Annotated in this window: 16 protein-coding genes; 13 read left to right on the top strand and 3 right to left on the bottom strand. The window is 33.1% G+C overall.

What is annotated here, in order from left to right; all coding sequences use genetic code 11:
* The first annotated feature begins 5 nt into the window (after positions 1-5).
* Positions 6-752: a succinate dehydrogenase/fumarate reductase iron-sulfur subunit gene (locus tag KO504_RS09365; RefSeq protein WP_215926246.1), complete on the top strand. Its 747-nt coding sequence runs from the start codon at positions 6-8 to the stop codon at positions 750-752.
* Between the two features lie 254 nt (positions 753-1006).
* Complete coding sequence (locus KO504_RS09360) at positions 1007-1903, top strand: 3-hydroxyacyl-CoA dehydrogenase (RefSeq protein WP_215926244.1); 897 nt, start codon at positions 1007-1009, stop codon at positions 1901-1903.
* Positions 1904-2046: 143 nt separating this feature from the next.
* On the opposite strand, the gene KO504_RS17395 is transcribed toward KO504_RS09360, so the two are convergent.
* Complete coding sequence (locus tag KO504_RS17395) at positions 2047-2817, bottom strand: patatin-like phospholipase family protein (protein WP_215926242.1); 771 nt, start codon at positions 2815-2817, stop codon at positions 2047-2049.
* A 156-nt stretch (positions 2818-2973) separates the two neighbouring features.
* On the opposite strand from KO504_RS17395, the gene KO504_RS09350 reads away from it, so the two are divergent.
* On the top strand, positions 2974-3831 hold the full coding sequence (locus tag KO504_RS09350; RefSeq protein ID WP_215926240.1) for an EcsC family protein: 858 nt from the start codon (positions 2974-2976) through the stop codon (positions 3829-3831).
* Between the two features lie 105 nt (positions 3832-3936).
* Here KO504_RS09350 and KO504_RS09345 read toward each other — a convergent pair whose 3' ends face one another.
* Positions 3937-5034 (bottom strand): hypothetical protein, encoded by a 1098-nt coding sequence (locus tag KO504_RS09345; RefSeq protein WP_215926238.1) that lies wholly within the window; start codon positions 5032-5034, stop codon positions 3937-3939.
* Between the two features lie 367 nt (positions 5035-5401).
* On the opposite strand from KO504_RS09345, the gene KO504_RS09340 reads away from it, so the two are divergent.
* The 4 genes from KO504_RS09340 (at position 5402) to KO504_RS09325 (ending at position 9823) form a co-directional block, all read left to right on the top strand.
* Positions 5402-5920, top strand: coding sequence for an RNA polymerase sigma factor (locus tag KO504_RS09340; RefSeq protein WP_215926236.1), 519 nt, complete (start codon positions 5402-5404; stop codon positions 5918-5920).
* A gap of 55 nt (positions 5921-5975) precedes the next feature.
* Positions 5976-6881: a FecR family protein gene (locus KO504_RS09335; protein ID WP_215926234.1), complete on the top strand. Its 906-nt coding sequence runs from the start codon at positions 5976-5978 to the stop codon at positions 6879-6881.
* The gene (locus KO504_RS09330) at positions 6868-9366 is read left to right on the top strand and encodes a TonB-dependent receptor (protein ID WP_215926232.1); all 2499 of its coding nucleotides are present in this window, start codon (positions 6868-6870) and stop codon (positions 9364-9366) included. Before KO504_RS09335 ends, KO504_RS09330 begins: the two co-directional genes overlap by 14 nt.
* Before the next feature lie 253 nt (positions 9367-9619).
* Positions 9620-9823 carry a PID-CTERM protein-sorting domain-containing protein gene (locus tag KO504_RS09325; RefSeq protein WP_252723656.1) on the top strand — a complete coding sequence of 68 codons (204 nt, stop codon included), beginning with the start codon at positions 9620-9622 and terminating at the stop codon, positions 9821-9823.
* Here KO504_RS09325 and KO504_RS09320 read toward each other — a convergent pair.
* Positions 9820-10410: a riboflavin synthase gene (locus KO504_RS09320; protein WP_215926230.1), complete on the bottom strand. Its 591-nt coding sequence runs from the start codon at positions 10408-10410 to the stop codon at positions 9820-9822. The two genes, KO504_RS09325 and KO504_RS09320, sit on opposite strands and share 4 nt — an antisense overlap.
* A gap of 51 nt (positions 10411-10461) precedes the next feature.
* On the opposite strand from KO504_RS09320, the gene pdxA reads away from it, so the two are divergent.
* The 6 genes from pdxA to accC all read left to right on the top strand — a co-directional run bounded on the left by pdxA (position 10462) and on the right by accC (position 15449).
* Positions 10462-11502 carry a 4-hydroxythreonine-4-phosphate dehydrogenase PdxA gene (gene pdxA, locus KO504_RS09315; RefSeq protein ID WP_215926228.1) on the top strand — a complete coding sequence of 347 codons (1041 nt, stop codon included), beginning with the start codon at positions 10462-10464 and terminating at the stop codon, positions 11500-11502.
* Between the two features lie 79 nt (positions 11503-11581).
* Entirely contained in the window at positions 11582-12121 is a 540-nt protein-coding gene (locus KO504_RS09310; protein WP_215926226.1) for a YceD family protein, read from the top strand.
* A gap of 8 nt (positions 12122-12129) precedes the next feature.
* Positions 12130-12333, top strand: a complete 204-nt coding sequence (rpmF, locus tag KO504_RS09305) for a 50S ribosomal protein L32 (RefSeq protein WP_215926224.1) — start codon at positions 12130-12132, stop codon at positions 12331-12333.
* A gap of 177 nt (positions 12334-12510) precedes the next feature.
* Complete coding sequence (locus KO504_RS09300) at positions 12511-13506, top strand: beta-ketoacyl-ACP synthase III (protein WP_215926222.1); 996 nt, start codon at positions 12511-12513, stop codon at positions 13504-13506.
* Between the two features lie 32 nt (positions 13507-13538).
* On the top strand, positions 13539-14021 hold the full coding sequence (gene accB / locus KO504_RS09295) for an acetyl-CoA carboxylase biotin carboxyl carrier protein (protein WP_215926220.1): 483 nt from the start codon (positions 13539-13541) through the stop codon (positions 14019-14021).
* Positions 14022-14096: 75 nt separating this feature from the next.
* Positions 14097-15449, top strand: a complete 1353-nt coding sequence (accC, locus tag KO504_RS09290) for an acetyl-CoA carboxylase biotin carboxylase subunit (protein WP_215926218.1) — start codon at positions 14097-14099, stop codon at positions 15447-15449.
* Positions 15450-15466: the final 17 nt, after the last annotated feature.

The raw sequence follows: 15466 nt of genomic DNA, 5'->3' as shown, positions 1-15466 counted from the left end.
AGACTATGAAAATACACTTAAAAATATGGCGGCAAAAGGATAGCCAAAGTAAAGGGGAATTCAAAGATTATACATTAGATGATGTACATCAAGAATTATCTTTTTTAGAAATGTTAGATACTTTGAATTTAAAATTGGTCAAAAAAGGAGAATATCCAGTAGAGTTTGATCACGATTGTCGTGAAGGTATTTGTGGGCAATGTGGCATGATGATTAATGGTATTGCGCATGGTCCTTTAAAAAACACCACAACTTGTCAGCTTCACATGCGTTCGTTTAAAGATGGAGACACCATTTATATAGAACCTTTTAAAGCCGCGGCATTTCCTGTTGTTAGAGATTTAAAAGTGAACCGTTCTTCCTTAGACCATATTATTACTTCGGGTGGCTATGTGTCTGTAGATACAGGTCAAGCACCAGAAGCAAACAGTATTCCTATTGCTCATGAGGAGGCAGAAGCAGCATTTGATGCTGCGGCATGTATTGGTTGCGGCGCTTGTGTAGCTAGTTGTAAAAATGCGAGTGCAGCATTGTTTACGAGTGCTAAGATTACACAATTAGAACTTTTACCACAAGGACAAACAGAAACGAGTAAAAGGGTTATTAGTATGGTAAAGCAGATGGAAGAAGAAGGATTTGGGCATTGTACTAATACCGAAGCATGCCAAGTGGAATGTCCTGAAGATATTTCGGTTTTAAATATCGCTCGGATGAATTACGAATACAACAAAGCGAAAATTTTAAATAAATAGTATAGTGTAATACGGAGTGAGGTGTTTAAAACTCAGTAATAATTGCAATATTTTATTACCAATTTTTTCATAGATAACAGGAGCTAGAAATTGACAAGCTCTTTTTTTTATAGAACTGACTTAAGTCATAACTTATCATTGTAGAGAGGTGTATTTTTGTGTTACTTATGTATCTGATTTGAAACAATTGCCTAATAGAATAGGCGTAAGGTTTCAATCTCACGGAAGTAAAATACTCTAAAATTTATAACAAAATGACCTTTAAAAATGTAACTATAGCAGGAAGCGGCGTGCTAGGGTATCAAATAGCATTTCAAACCGCATTTCACGGATTTCAAGTCACCGTTTATGATATTAATGATGCAGTCTTGGAAAAAGCAAAGGCAAAATTTAGCATCATGAGTGATGCATTTAAAAAAGACCTAAATGCAACCCAAAAACAATTAGATAAAACATTTGAAAACTTAAGTTATACGTCAAATTTAACCGAAGCTGTTAAAGATGCTGATTTACTAATTGAGGCTGTACCAGAAAACCCAAAAATTAAAATTGAATTTTATAATATGCTAGCAAAAGTTGCTCCTGAAAAAACGGTTTTTGCTACGAACTCTTCAACGCTATTGCCGAGTCATTTTGCAGAAGCCACTGGACGACCTTCAAAATTCTTAGCCTTACATTTTGCGAATTCAATTTGGATTCATAATACGGCCGAAATTATGGGACACAGTGCAACCGACCCTAAAGTTTTTAATGATGTTGTTGATTTTGCAAAAGCGATTGGTATGTTGGCATTGCCCTTATATAAAGAGCAGCCTGGATATATATTAAATTCATTATTGGTACCCTTGCTAAGCGCCGCCACTAGTTTATTAGTTAGTGAGGTTTCAGACCCAGAAACCATAGATAAAACATGGATGAAAGCAACAGGAGCACCTGTTGGCCCTTTTGGTATTCTCGATATTGTAGGCATTACTACAGCATATAATATTGATAAAATAGCGGCAGAGAAAACTAAAGATGACTTAAAACTAAAAACGGTGGCCTTTTTAAAAGAAAACTATATAGATAAAAACAAATTAGGAGTTGCAACTGGTGAAGGGTTTTATAAATACCCAAATCCAACGTATAAAGAAGCTGATTTTTTAAAATAATTAGAATTAGGAATAAGACTTAATTTTTAGAACCCTAATAAAAAGTAAGATTGAAGTGGTATTAGTCTCTTTCAATAATTTATTAGGGCTTTAAAATGTTTAATTCTGTTATTCTTTATGTAAGGTGTGTGCCCTAGTTGAAATTATTTAGACATAAATAACATTTTATTTTCTTTAAGAGCAGCTAGTGTAGATGTGTATCCTAAATTAAAAATAGCATCTACATTACTCATTCCAAAAGTGCCAAAACTCACCAGTTCTTGTGGGCAGATGACCAAATCACAATCTGGAAACTTGTTCATGGATTCTGCGGCTACTTTAATCTTATAAGCGCGTTCTACAACAGAGAAAGAATGTTTTAAATCTTTTATAGTCACTGCTTTTAGAGGGTTAACATACACACCTATAATTATATCGCATTCTTTTTTAAGAGGTTCAACAGGGAAATTATTTAATGTGCCGCCATCAACATAGTATTTTCCATTAATTTCGGTAGGTGTAAAAACACCAGGAAAAGAAGCTGAAGCTATAATTGGTTTTATAAGTTGTCCTTTGCTAAAAATCTTTGAAGTTCCATCAACGATATTTGCTGCGGGAATGAATAAAGGTTTCTTTAAATCTTCAAAATTATCTTTTGGGAAATAAGTTTTAAGATCATCATAAAAATTTTCAGAATTTAAAAATCCAGGTTTATTACGGGCAAATCTTTTAGTATGAAAAAGAGGTATAGTCTTAAAGAAAGTTAGTATTTCGGACCAAGAAACACCTGCTGCATACAAAGCGCCTACAATAGCTCCTGCACTCACTCCAGATATATGTGTAGGAAATATACCGTGTTCTTCTAATGCCTTAATGACACCGATATGTGCTGCTCCGCGAGCACCTCCACCAGAAAGTACTAAGCCTATATTCATATTACAAATGTACAATGATGATTATAAATGTATGATGATTTTTGTCATTTTAATATAAAACTAGGGAAAACATGTTTTTAAGAATTGTCTCGCTATTCTATTGACTTTGTAACAATTGCTAAGTTTTATCGACCAATCGTAATAAAATCTCAAATCTTGAATCTAACAACAAACACCATAACACCAGAAGACAAAGAAGCCTTAGGGCAAGCAAAATATAGCATGCAAAATTTAGGTTGGGCCATACGCAATGTCAATAAAATAGGTAATACCGTAGAAACAGGAATTAATTATGTCCCAGAAAAAGTGTTAGTTAAAGTACAGAAGATCACAGAATCGGTATTATTAAAAATTATAAAGGCCAATTTATTAACGATAAAAAAGAATCAAACATTTAAAAAGCCTTCAAAAAACACCTATAAAAGTATTGTAACTGGTACAGGAGCCTTAAGTGGTTTTTTTGGAGCCTCAACAGGTTTGGGAACGGCTATTTTTGCGTCTGAAGTCACAATTACAACTAAATTCTTAATGCGAACCATAATGGATATTGCACGAAGTGAGGGAGAAGATATTTATTCATTAGAAGGGCAAATGGCGTGTTTGCAAGTTTTTGCGCTTGGTGGAGATTCGGTAGATGATGATGGAATGGAAATGAGTTACTATACGACGCGCATGGCTCTAAATTCAGCATTAAACAATGTATCAACAGCTGGTATTAAAATGGGATTGGAAAGCCTAGTTAAAGGAGCAAGTGCTTTGGGGTCTAATGCGGTTGGTAATTTTTTATCTAAAATTGCTACGCGTTTAAGTCTTTTAATTAGTGAAAAATTTTTAGCACAAGCCGTACCTGTTGTAGGAGCTATTGGAGGAGGTGGTTTAAACTATGTCTTTGTAGACCACTTTCAGAACATGGCAACGGCACATTTTACCATAAGACGTTTAGAACGAAAGTATGGAGAAGCTGAGGTTAAATTGGTTTATGAGGCAATAAACACAGAGGTTAAAAAAAATTAAGTCTACAATATAAAAAAACCAACCATGAATTGCTTCATGGCTGGTTCTGCTATTAATAATGTAAAATAAGGACCTTAAGTATAGGCCACTAATTTGATCAACTATTTAGTTACAATTGTTGTTTTTAAATTCTAGTTCGTCGTCTTCTCCTATTTCAAAACTTACTTCGGTTTCGTTATCATCATCATCATCATCATCATCATCGTTATCGATTTCATGTAAAATCCACGTATCATTGATATCGTCAAACCCTGGAATATCAAAAGTTACTGTGATATTGTTTCCTGTTTCGCTAGTTGTCCATGTTCCATTGGCAGTGTTTCCAGTCCAAGACACTGTAACTGTATTATCTGCAAAGAAATTAAAAAGATAACCTGTATAGTTGTCTTCTAAATCATTGTCGTTGCGTTCTAATTCGTCTATATGCCAATCTGAACAAGCTGTTAAAATAGATTCTAATTGGCTTGGTGTACAGTTTGTACAATCGTCATCATCATAGTCGTAATCATCGTCTTCATCACAATCATCACCAAAATCATCAATAGCATCATCAAGCTCATTAAAATTATTAATTACAATTACGTTACCATTAGCAATTACAATACTTATAGGAAATTCAAAACCAATTAAATCATCTTCATCTATGTCGTCTATAAATTCATAAAGATCATAATCGTTAGTGAATGTGAGTGTTTCAATAACTTCGTTGTTGGTATTAAAAATAGAAGCTGTAATTGGATATACAAAATCTAAACATTCAATATCATCATCAAATTCATTTTCATCATTACAATCATCAGCATAATCTTCTAGCTGATCTAAGCTGTTAATTTGAACTTCGGAGTAATCTGCAAAAATAATAGTGATAGGAAAATCGATAACAACATTGTCGTCATCGTCATCAAATTCATCTAAAATATCTTCAAGATCATCATAATCATTAATGTTGGTAATGGTTAATTCTGTTCCGTTAATAGTTACGGTTATAGGCAGTTGAATGGTAAAACAATTGGCATTGTAAACTATATTATCAACAGAACCATCGTTCATAGCAACTCTTTGAATTTGATTTGTCAAAGTAGAATTAGCTTGTAAGGTAGATTCTGCCGGAGGGTCAATACTTAAATCATCCTCAGTTCTACAGGATGTCATGGTTAAGAATAAACCTAATAAGGCAAAAAGATAAGGTTTGATAGTTTTCATAATTAATTTGTTTTTTTAGTTTTTCAATTAATAAGGCGTTTTAATTACCGTCTTTATACTTAGAACAACTCACTAATTAAATGTCCCAAGAAATGTATTATTTTTTTATTTATTTAATTGCAATTTGAGTCGTTGATAGGTGTGAATCGTTGTTTTTTTATTTTCATTAGATGGATTTATATGTTGTGTAGTTTTAAACTGGGCTTATAGATTTAAAACAATTACATGTTAAAATAGCCTCAATTATTTTATTGATTTTTATGGCAATTTTTAAAATATAAATTTGATGTTTTAGTAACATTATCTTTTGTACGGTCTTTAAAAAAAAGCATACTTTTGGTGTTCAAATTTCAAAACCCACTTTTAATTGCCTAAGTCGCTCCACAAAGATATCTGTGATAAATTGCGCTTTTCTAAACTTTACGAAAAGTATGCGCAAAGCATGAGTACGATTTTATACTACAAATATGGTGATGTATTAAATCCTTCAGATAAAGTGCAAGATGCCTTTATTAAATTATGGGAAAATTGTGCTAAAGTAGCACCTGAAGCTGCAAAATCTTATTTATATACGGTTGCAAATAATATGATGCTTAACCAGGTGAAACACCAAAAGATTGTTTTTAAGCATCAAGAAGTAAAGCCTAAGGATTACACTAATGAGACGCCAGAATTCATGCTGCGTAAAAAGGAATTTTTAAAGCGCTACGAAACAGCTTTGTCAACATTAAAAGAAGAAGAGCGTGTCGCTTTTCTTTTAAGTAAGGTAGATGGAAAAACCCACAAAGAAATTGCAGAACTATTAAATATTACCAAAAAAGTAGCTGAACACAGAATTTATGCCGCTTTAAATAAGTTGAAAGATCAATTGGAAGAACTGAATTGAAAATAATTTTGGGACAATTGAAGGTTGAGTTGTTTTAAAAGTATAGCATCAAGTTATGGACAAAGAATATTTACTAAAAAAATGGTTGGACAAGAACTTATCTGAAGCAGAGGCGAAAGCTTTTAATGCTTTAGAGGATGCGAAGCTGTATAATGAAATAGCTGAAGAAGCACAGCGTTTTAGTGGTCGTCATCATGCAAAAGTACCTGCTTTTGAATCCTTAGAAAGTCAGTTAAAAGATAAAAAATCAGCGTCAATTAATTGGATGAATATAGCTTCACGATTTGCAGCTGTTTTTGTCATTGGTTTAACCTTATTTTTATTTTTGAATAGAGATAATACAAATACAATTGCAACCGATTTAGCACAAAAAGAAACCATTATACTTCCTGATAATTCTAGAGTAGAACTTAATGAGTTGTCTCAGCTTACATATAGTCCTTCAAATTGGGATAACGAAAGAACCTTAAATTTAAAAGGAGAAGCCTTTTTTGATGTCGAAAAAGGAAAGCAATTCGATGTCAATACTGAATTTGGAAAAGTAACCGTTTTAGGAACCGAGTTTAATGTGTTTACAATGGATAGCATTTTTAAAGTAACGTGTTATGAAGGTTTGGTGCAAGTCAGTTATAACGATGCGGTTATAAAAGTACCAGCTGGTTCAGAGTTTATTTTAAAATCAGGAACGGCTAAAAAATCTAACATTGCTGTAGCAGAACCTTATTGGCTTAAAAATATGAGTGTATTTAAAGATGCGTCAGTACAAGCAGTGCTTTTAGAGCTCGAAAGTCAATATAACATCACAATTACCGATTCCATTACTGCAAATACGTTGAGATTTACAGGCGCATTTGAGCACGATAACCTTAATAATGCTTTAAAAGCAATTACACAGCCGCTTGGTTTGACCTATGAAATTATAAATAATAAAGAGGTCGTTATACACAATGCTAAAGATTAAGTATATAACTTTTTTAATAAGTGTATTAATTTGCTTTTCAGTAAAAGCACAAGCTAATGATGGAAAAATGTCTATCATACAAGTGCTTAATGAGATTTCTAAAAGTCATAATGTTAATTTCAATTATAAAAGTGACCTTCTTAAAGATATCTATGTCATTCCTTTAGATAATGATCTAAGTCTTAATACTAAAATTGAAACCTTAGAACAACAGACCAATTTAATTTTTACTAAAATTAGCGACGTGGTCTTTAGTATCACTAAACCCATTACAATTTGCGGTTATTTGCGAGACAACCTAGAAAATCCGCTTTATGGAGCAACCATCAATACTAAACACAATTATACAGTAACTAATGATGATGGCTATTTTGAAATTAAAGTCCCATCATTAGAGACGCTTCTTACCATCCGATTTATAGGTTTTAAAACCATAGAGCGTCAAGCCCAATTTTTTAAATTAAATAGTTGTGAGGCTATTACTTTAATTGAAGAAGCTGAAGTGTTTAGTTCTGTAGTGCTTAATGGCTATATTGTTAAAGGTATAGACAAGCAACAAGACGGAAGTATAGCTATTGATTATAGCAAGTTTACCTTATTACCAGGACTTATAGAGTCTGATGTGTTACATACGGTTCAGGCATTGCCTGGAGTATTAAGCGTTGACGAAACCGTTTCCAATATTAATATAAGAGGAGGGGCTCACGACCAAAATCTAATGCTTTGGGATGGCATAAAAATGTATCAATCCAGCCATTTTTTCGGACTTATTTCAAGTTTCAATCCACAAATCACACAAACGGCAACCGTAATTAATAACGGTACAGATGCGTCTTATACCGATGGTGTTTCAGGAACCATTGATATGCATTCTAGTAAAACCATCGAATCCAATTTTAAAGGCTCCTTTGGAATTAATCTTCTTAATGCCGATTTATTTTTAAATGCACCAATTGGTGAAAAGTCTTCAGTTCAAATTGCAGGACGTAAATCTATTGATGAATTGGTAAGAACACCAACCTATAAAACGTATTTTGAACGTGTGACACAAGATACAGAGGTCGCAGAAAACACCTCTAATGTTAGTAACTCAAATCAAGCCTTCGATTTTTATGATGCGTCTTTAAGGTGGCTTTATAAGCCATCGGATAAGGATTTTTTACGATTAAATTTTATGCTAGTTCATAACGATTTAACCTTTGATGAATCGGCCCTTTTTAATGGAGTAGAAGAAACTCGAGAAAGTAGTATTTCTCAAAATAGTATTTCGGTAGGCTTAAATTATCGTCGGCAATGGAATGATAAATTAAGTACTGTGCTCAATGTTTATAATACAGATTATACATTACAAGCTGTAAATGCTAACGTTATGGCAGAGCAGCGTTTCTTGCAAGAAAATCTAGTGTCTGAAACTTCAGCAAAATTAGAAGGGTTTTATACCCAAAATCTATGGCAATTCAATTTGGGTTATAATTTTATTGAATCGGAAATTACAAACTTAAATGATATTGATGTGCCAAGATTTGTAAGACGTGATTCTGAAGTTTTACGAGAACAAGCGGTTTTTGCTCAGACACAGTTTGAAAATGACACGAAAGATCTTAGCGTTAAATTAGGAGTTAGGGCGAATTATCTAGAAAAGTTTGATGAATTGATTGTAGAACCGCGTTTAAGTATTCGAAAAGCTTTAGGAAATCATGTTGAATTAGAAGCATTAGGTGAGTTTAAACATCAAAACACCTCGCAAATTATCAATTTCCAAAATGATTTTTTAGGAGTAGAAAAACGTCGATGGCAACTCACAGATAATGATAGTATACCAATAATTAAAAGTAAACAAGCCTCATTAGGGTTGCTTTATAAAAACAAAGGTTGGTTAATAGATGCGAAGGCGTATTACAAAAAAGTGGATGGTATCACCACACAAAGCCAAGGATTTACCACTAAGTATGAATTTGAAAAAGAAAAAGGAAGCTACGATGTTTTAGGAGCCGAATTTTTAATCCGAAAAAACTACAATCATCTAAATACGTGGTTGAGTTATTCATATATAAAAAACGATTATACCTTTAAAACGCTTGAAGAAATTGAGTTTCCTAGCAATTTTGATATTACGCATGCCTTTACATTGGGAACAACCTATAGTAATGAGTCGTGGAGCATTTCTGCTGGATTAAATTATAGGTTAGGGAAACCAACATCGATACCATTAGTAGAAAATGAAGTTACAGCTAATGCTATTAATTTTGATAGGGCTAATAACGAAAGGTTACAAGATTATTTAAGAATTGATGCTTCAGCGCTTTATAAATTTAAGATAAATAAGGTATGCCGCTCAGAAGTTGGTATGTCTGCTTGGAACATCTCTGATGTTAAAAACCCAATCAACAACTATTACAGAATTGATGCATATGATAATGCGATAAGGTTTTCCAGATATTCATTAGGAATTACGACTAATGCGGTTTTACGTGTTTATTTTTAGATAGTTATTCGGAATTTATTACGATTGTTTGTGAATTTTAGGTTAAATCTAGGATTAGATTCGATGCTGTTAATAATTATTAAAAATATGTATTATATTTGTCGCTGAAATGGGTTAAAAATGTAGCTAACTTCCCTAAATAAAGTTCATTTTTAGCATTTCATCGGATAAATTTACCGTTTAAGGATGTTTTTTAATCGAATAAATTTTGTTAGCTCAGTTTTTTTTATACTTTTACACCTTATTTAGCAGAATGCAGAACAAGTATATATTAGCCTCAATATCAGTTTTTTTAGTAGGTTTCGTTTCTATGGCGCAGAGTAATACACCTCCTCCGCCATTACCGCCACCACCACCTGGTCTTCCAATAGATGGCGGAGTTATTGCATTATTTGTTGTTGCTCTAATCTATGGTATTTATAAAGCTTACAAATTATCTACCAAGCAAAGGGCTTAATGTCTGAGCTCATTTAGTCTCTTAACGTATTTTCCAATTACATCAAATTCTAAATTTACGGTATCTCCAATTTTTAAATTTTTAAAAGAGGTATGGTTATATGTATACGGTATTATTGCCACAGAAAACTGATTTAACTTTGAGTTTACAACGGTTAAACTAACTCCGTTTACAGTAATAGAACCTTTTTCAATTGTAATATTGTTAAGGTTTTTGTCATATTCAAAAGTAAAAACCCAACTACCATCTTCGGCAATAATATCAATACAATTCGCTGTTTGATCGACATGCCCTTGAACAATATGGCCATCTAGTCGGTCTCCAAGCTTCATCGCGCGTTCTATATTTACTAATTCGTTTTCTTTTAGAGAGCCTATGTTGGTTTTATCAAGAGTCTCTTGGATAGCAGTAACAGTATATGTGTTTCCTTCAATACTCACAACGGTTAAACAGACACCATTGTGAGCAACGCTTTGATCTATTTTTAATTCATTTGTTATAGAGGTATGCATCGTAATATGAAGATTTCCACCATCTCTATCTAATTTTTCAATTGTACCTAAATCTTCTATAATACCTGTAAACATAATTTGTACTTTATTTAGTTAAATTTGCAGTTACAAAGTTAAAGACAAAAAATGAAAAAAGACGAAAAGATAATTGTAGGGATTTCTATTGGTGACCTCAATGGTATTGGTGCAGAAATTATCATTAAAACCTATGAGGATCCAAGGTCGTTAGAACTTAATACACCTGTTATTTTTGCTTCGGCTAAAACCATGCAATTTTTTAAAAATCACTTTAGTAGTAAAATTAATTTTTTCAATATTGATTCAGTTGAGAAAGTAGCTCATGGAAAAGTTAATGTGGTTGAGGTTTGGAGCGAACCTGTAAAAATTCTATTTGGCACTGAAGATAAAAAAATAGGAGAATATGCTATAAAATCTCTTGAAGCAGCGACTGAAGCTTTAAAAGAAGGCGCTATTAATGTATTGGTAACAGCTCCAATTAATAAACATAACATTCAATCTGAAAAATTTAATTTCCCAGGTCATACAGATTATCTGGCAAAAGCCTTAAACGGAAAAAGTTTAATGTTTATGGTCTCAGATGAATTGCGAGTTGGTCTTCTAACAGATCATGTTCCGCTTAAAGATGCTAGTAATGCGATTACAGAAGGTCTTGTTAAAGAAAAAATAACAACGGTAACAAAATCGTTAATTCAAGATTTTGGCATAAGAAAACCAAAAATTGCAGTTTTAGCCATAAATCCACATGCAGGAGATAATGGAGTTATTGGTAATGAGGACGACACAATATTAAAACCTACCTTAGAAAAAATTAAGGCAGATGGTACGTTGGTTTATGGCCCTTATTCAGCAGATAGCTTTTTTGGTTCTAATACCTATAAAAATTTTGATGCCATAATTGCTTCTTATCATGATCAAGGTTTAATTCCTTTTAAAACTATTGCTTTTGGAAAAGGAGTAAATTACACAGCTGGTTTAGATAAAGTAAGAACGTCTCCAGATCATGGTACAGCATATGAAATCGCAGGAAAAGGGATTGCAGATGAAAGCTCAATGAAGCAAGCAATCTATACAGCAATCGAAATATTTAGACAGAGAGAGAGCTATAATTACTACAGTAAAAACCCCTTAAAAAAAGGATCTCGATAGTTATAAACAAAATTTGTTGATATCTAGGCTTTAAGTAAGGAAAAATTTATATATTTGCACGCTCAAATTGAATGTGATAATGAAGGCATTAAAATCTTATACTATCCCTTTTGTAGGATTAAAAGAAGGAATGCACCATTTTGATTTTCAAATTGATAATACGTTCTTTCAGCATTTTGAATATGATGAATTTAATGCAATTGACGTTAAAATTGATCTAGAATTCGAAAAAAAATCAACACTTTTAGAGTTGAATTTTTCGGCGGAAGGCTCAGTAAATGTGAATTGTGATATTTCAAATGAACCCTATAACCAAGCTATTAACGACAATTTTAAATTGGTAGTTAAGTTTGGTAACGAGTATAATGACGATAATGATGATATCTTAATTGTACCACATGGAGAATATGAAATTAATGTAGCACAATATATATATGAGCTTATTATTTTAGCCGTTCCTATTAAAAGAGTTCATCCAGGTATTGAAGACGGTTCATTAGAGTCAGATATACTTTCAAAATTAGAAGAATTAAGTCCTAGTGAGGATCATAAAACAAAATCATCAGAGGATATTGATCCTCGTTGGAATAATTTAAAAAAACTATTAACGGATAAATAACATTTAAAATGGCACATCCAAAGCGTAAAATATCGAAAACAAGAAGAGATAAAAGAAGAACACATTATAAAGCTTCTGTACCTCAAATAGCAACTTGCCCTACAACTGGTGAGCCACACTTATACCATAGAGCACATTGGCACGAAGGTAAATTATATTACAGAGGTCAAATACTAATTGACAACTCTGTAGAAGAAGAAAATGTAGCATAAGTATTATGCATGCATACAAGAAAACGCTCCATTGTGAGCGTTTTTTTTGTTATTATTTTTTCAATAGCGCAAAAACCACTTACTTTGCGTTAATATTTGCCAAAAAATGATGAAAATTGAATAAAACACCTCAGTTTTTACCAATTTTGCATACTTTTAATTATCTAAATCTTAATAATGAGTAAAATCACAGCAGCAATTACAGCTGTAGGAGGCTATGTTCCTGATTATGTTTTAACAAACAAAATCCTCGAAACTATGGTTGATACCAATGATGAGTGGATCACTTCAAGAACAGGTATTAAAGAACGTAGAATTCTTAAAGAAAAAGGAAAAGGAACGTCGTTTTTAGCGATAAAAGCGGCAGAAGAATTAATTCAAAAAACAGGATTAGATCCAAAAGAAATTGATTTAGTTATTGTTTGTACCGCTTCCCCTGATATGAAAGCTGCTTCAACGGCCGCTTACACAGCAAGTCAAATTGGTGCCGTAAATGCTTTTTCTTATGATTTAGAAGCTGCGTGTTCTAGTTTTCTTTTTGGAATGTCAACAGCATCTGCTTATATAGAGTCTGGCCGTTATAAAAAGATTCTATTAATTGGAGCAGATAAAAATTCATCATTCATCAATTATAAAGATAGAGCAACATGTATCATCTTTGGTGATGGAGCAGGAGCTGTACTTTTTGAACCTAATGAAGAAGGTTTAGGATTGCAAGATGAATTATTAAGAAGTAATGGAGAAGGTAGAGAATTTCTTCAAGCTACTTATGGTGGTTCATCGTATCCAATTACAAAAGATACATTTGACGAAGGAAAACATTATGTGTTTCAAGATGGAAAAACAGTATTTAAAAATGCCGTTTTTAATATGGCAGATGTCGCAGAGAAGATAATGAGCAGAAATGATCTTGTTAACAATGATATTGCATGGTTAGCAGCACACCAAGCTAACAAACGTATTATTGATGCAACTGCAAATAGAATTAATTTAGAAGAAGATAAAGTAATGATGAACATACAAAAGTATGGTAATACAACATCAGCAACTTTACCTTTATTATTACATGATTACGAATCACAACTTAAAAAAGGTGATAAAATAATATTTGCCGCTTTTGGTGGTGGATTTACTTGGGGCTCAATTTATCTTAAATGGGCTTATAATTCCTAAATAAAAAACTAACTAACAAATATCTAAACATTATGGATTTAAAAGAAATTCAGAACTTAATAAAATTTGTAGCTAAATCTGGCGCAAGTGAGGTTAAGTTAGAAATGAATGACGTTAAAATTACCATTAGAACGGGTTCAGAAAGTGAGACGACAATAGTACAGCAAGTGCCAATGCAAGCAGCTCCTGTAATGCAACAGCATATGCCAGCACATCAAGCAGTAGCGCCAGCAGCAGAAAGTCCTGCGGCACCAGCAGCAACAGAAGATTCAAAATACATTACTATAAAATCACCAATAATTGGTACCTTTTATAGAAAGCCTTCTCCAGACAAACCCGTTTTTGTTGAGGTTGGTACAGATATTAAAGAAGGCGATGTGCTTTGCGTTATTGAAGCAATGAAGCTATTTAACGAGATTGAATCAGAAATTTCTGGTAAAATTGTAAAAGTATTGGTGGATGATGCTTCACCAGTAGAGTTTGATCAGCCACTATTTTTAGTTGATCCATCATAACCAAATTTAAAATTCCAAAACATAAATCCCAATACGTTGGAATTTGGAATTTGAAATTTTAAATACTTAAAAGTTATGTTTAAAAAAATATTAATTGCCAACAGGGGAGAAATAGCTCTTAGAGTTATTAGAACCTGTAAAGAAATGGGCATTAAAACCGTAGCGGTATACTCTACAGCAGATGCAGAAAGTCTTCATGTTAAGTTTGCAGATGAAGCTGTTTGTATTGGCCCACCAGCAAGTAGTGAATCTTATCTTAAGGTCGCTAATATTATTGCTGCTGCTGAGATAACAAATGCAGATGCGATACATCCAGGTTATGGATTCTTATCTGAAAATGCAAAATTCTCAAAAATTTGTGAAGAACATGGTATCAAATTTATTGGTGCTTCTGAAGAGATGATTGATAGAATGGGAGACAAGGCAAATGCTAAAGCGACCATGAAAGCAGCAGGAGTTCCATGTGTACCAGGAAGTGAAGGAGTAATTGAAACGTTTGAAGATTGTAAAAAAGTAGCCAAAGAAACAGGTTACCCAGTAATGCTTAAAGCTTCTGCTGGTGGTGGTGGAAAAGGAATGCGTGCCGTTTGGAAACCTGAAGACCTTCAAAATGCTTGGGAATCTGCACGTGCAGAATCTAAAGCTGCTTTTGGAAACGATGATATGTATATGGAGAAGCTTATTGAAGAGCCTCGTCATATCGAAATACAAATTGTTGGTGATTCTCGCGGAAAAGCTTGTCACCTTTCAGAACGTGATTGCTCTGTACAAAGACGTCATCAAAAACTAACAGAAGAAGTGCCTTCTCCGTTTATGACAGATAAATTGAGAGCCAAAATGGGTAAAGCTGCAGTAAAAGCGGCTGAGTTCATTAAGTATGAAGGTGCTGGTACTGTAGAATTCTTGGTAGATAAACATAGAAACTTCTACTTTATGGAAATGAATACGCGTATCCAAGTAGAACATCCTATTACAGAGCAGGTTATTGATTTCGATTTAATTCGTGAACAAATTTTAGTGGCCGCAGGTGTGCCAATTTCTGGTAAAAATTATACACCAAATTTACACTCTATTGAGTGTAGAATTAATGCTGAAGACCCATTTAATGATTTTAGACCTTCACCAGGAAAAATCACTACACTTCATGCACCAGGTGGACACGGAGTACGATTAGATACGCATGTTTATGCCGGTTATAGCATTCCACCTAATTACGATTCTATGATAGCAAAGCTTATTACCACAGCTCAAACAAGAGAAGAAGCTATTAATAAAATGAAGCGTGCTCTAGATGAATTTGTTATTGAAGGAATTAAAACAACAATACCTTTCCATAGACAATTAATGGATCATCCAGATTATTTAGCAGGTAACTATACTACTAAATTTATGGAAGACTTTGTAATTCAAAAAGAGATTGAAGAATAAAAAAAAACCAAGCTTAT

Source organism: Winogradskyella psychrotolerans, assembly GCF_018860565.1.
Lineage (GTDB): Bacteria > Bacteroidota > Bacteroidia > Flavobacteriales > Flavobacteriaceae > Winogradskyella > Winogradskyella damuponensis.
Note: the sequence above shows the minus strand (reverse complement) of the source record. Positions and strands in the feature narration are given on the sequence as shown.

Bases quoted from the DNA above. Each gene is read 5' to 3' on its own strand.
- accC (WP_215926218.1), top strand. From the start codon at position 14,097: ATGTTTAAAAAAATATTAATTGCCAACAGGGGAGAAATAGCTCTTAGA.
- KO504_RS09345 (WP_215926238.1), bottom strand. From the start codon at position 5,034: ATGAAAACTATCAAACCTTATCTTTTTGCCTTATTAGGTTTATTCTTA.
- KO504_RS09310 (WP_215926226.1), top strand. From the start codon at position 11,582: ATGAAGGCATTAAAATCTTATACTATCCCTTTTGTAGGATTAAAAGAA.
- KO504_RS09360 (WP_215926244.1), top strand. From the start codon at position 1,007: ATGACCTTTAAAAATGTAACTATAGCAGGAAGCGGCGTGCTAGGGTAT.
- KO504_RS09320 (WP_215926230.1), bottom strand. From the start codon at position 10,410: ATGTTTACAGGTATTATAGAAGATTTAGGTACAATTGAAAAATTAGAT.
- KO504_RS09300 (WP_215926222.1), top strand. From the start codon at position 12,511: ATGAGTAAAATCACAGCAGCAATTACAGCTGTAGGAGGCTATGTTCCT.
- KO504_RS09335 (WP_215926234.1), top strand. From the start codon at position 5,976: ATGGACAAAGAATATTTACTAAAAAAATGGTTGGACAAGAACTTATCT.
- KO504_RS09325 (WP_252723656.1), top strand. From the start codon at position 9,620: ATGCAGAACAAGTATATATTAGCCTCAATATCAGTTTTTTTAGTAGGT.
- rpmF (WP_215926224.1), top strand. From the start codon at position 12,130: ATGGCACATCCAAAGCGTAAAATATCGAAAACAAGAAGAGATAAAAGA.
- pdxA (WP_215926228.1), top strand. From the start codon at position 10,462: ATGAAAAAAGACGAAAAGATAATTGTAGGGATTTCTATTGGTGACCTC.
- accB (WP_215926220.1), top strand. From the start codon at position 13,539: ATGGATTTAAAAGAAATTCAGAACTTAATAAAATTTGTAGCTAAATCT.
- KO504_RS17395 (WP_215926242.1), bottom strand. From the start codon at position 2,817: ATGAATATAGGCTTAGTACTTTCTGGTGGAGGTGCTCGCGGAGCAGCA.
- KO504_RS09330 (WP_215926232.1), top strand. From the start codon at position 6,868: ATGCTAAAGATTAAGTATATAACTTTTTTAATAAGTGTATTAATTTGC.
- KO504_RS09365 (WP_215926246.1), top strand. From the start codon at position 6: ATGAAAATACACTTAAAAATATGGCGGCAAAAGGATAGCCAAAGTAAA.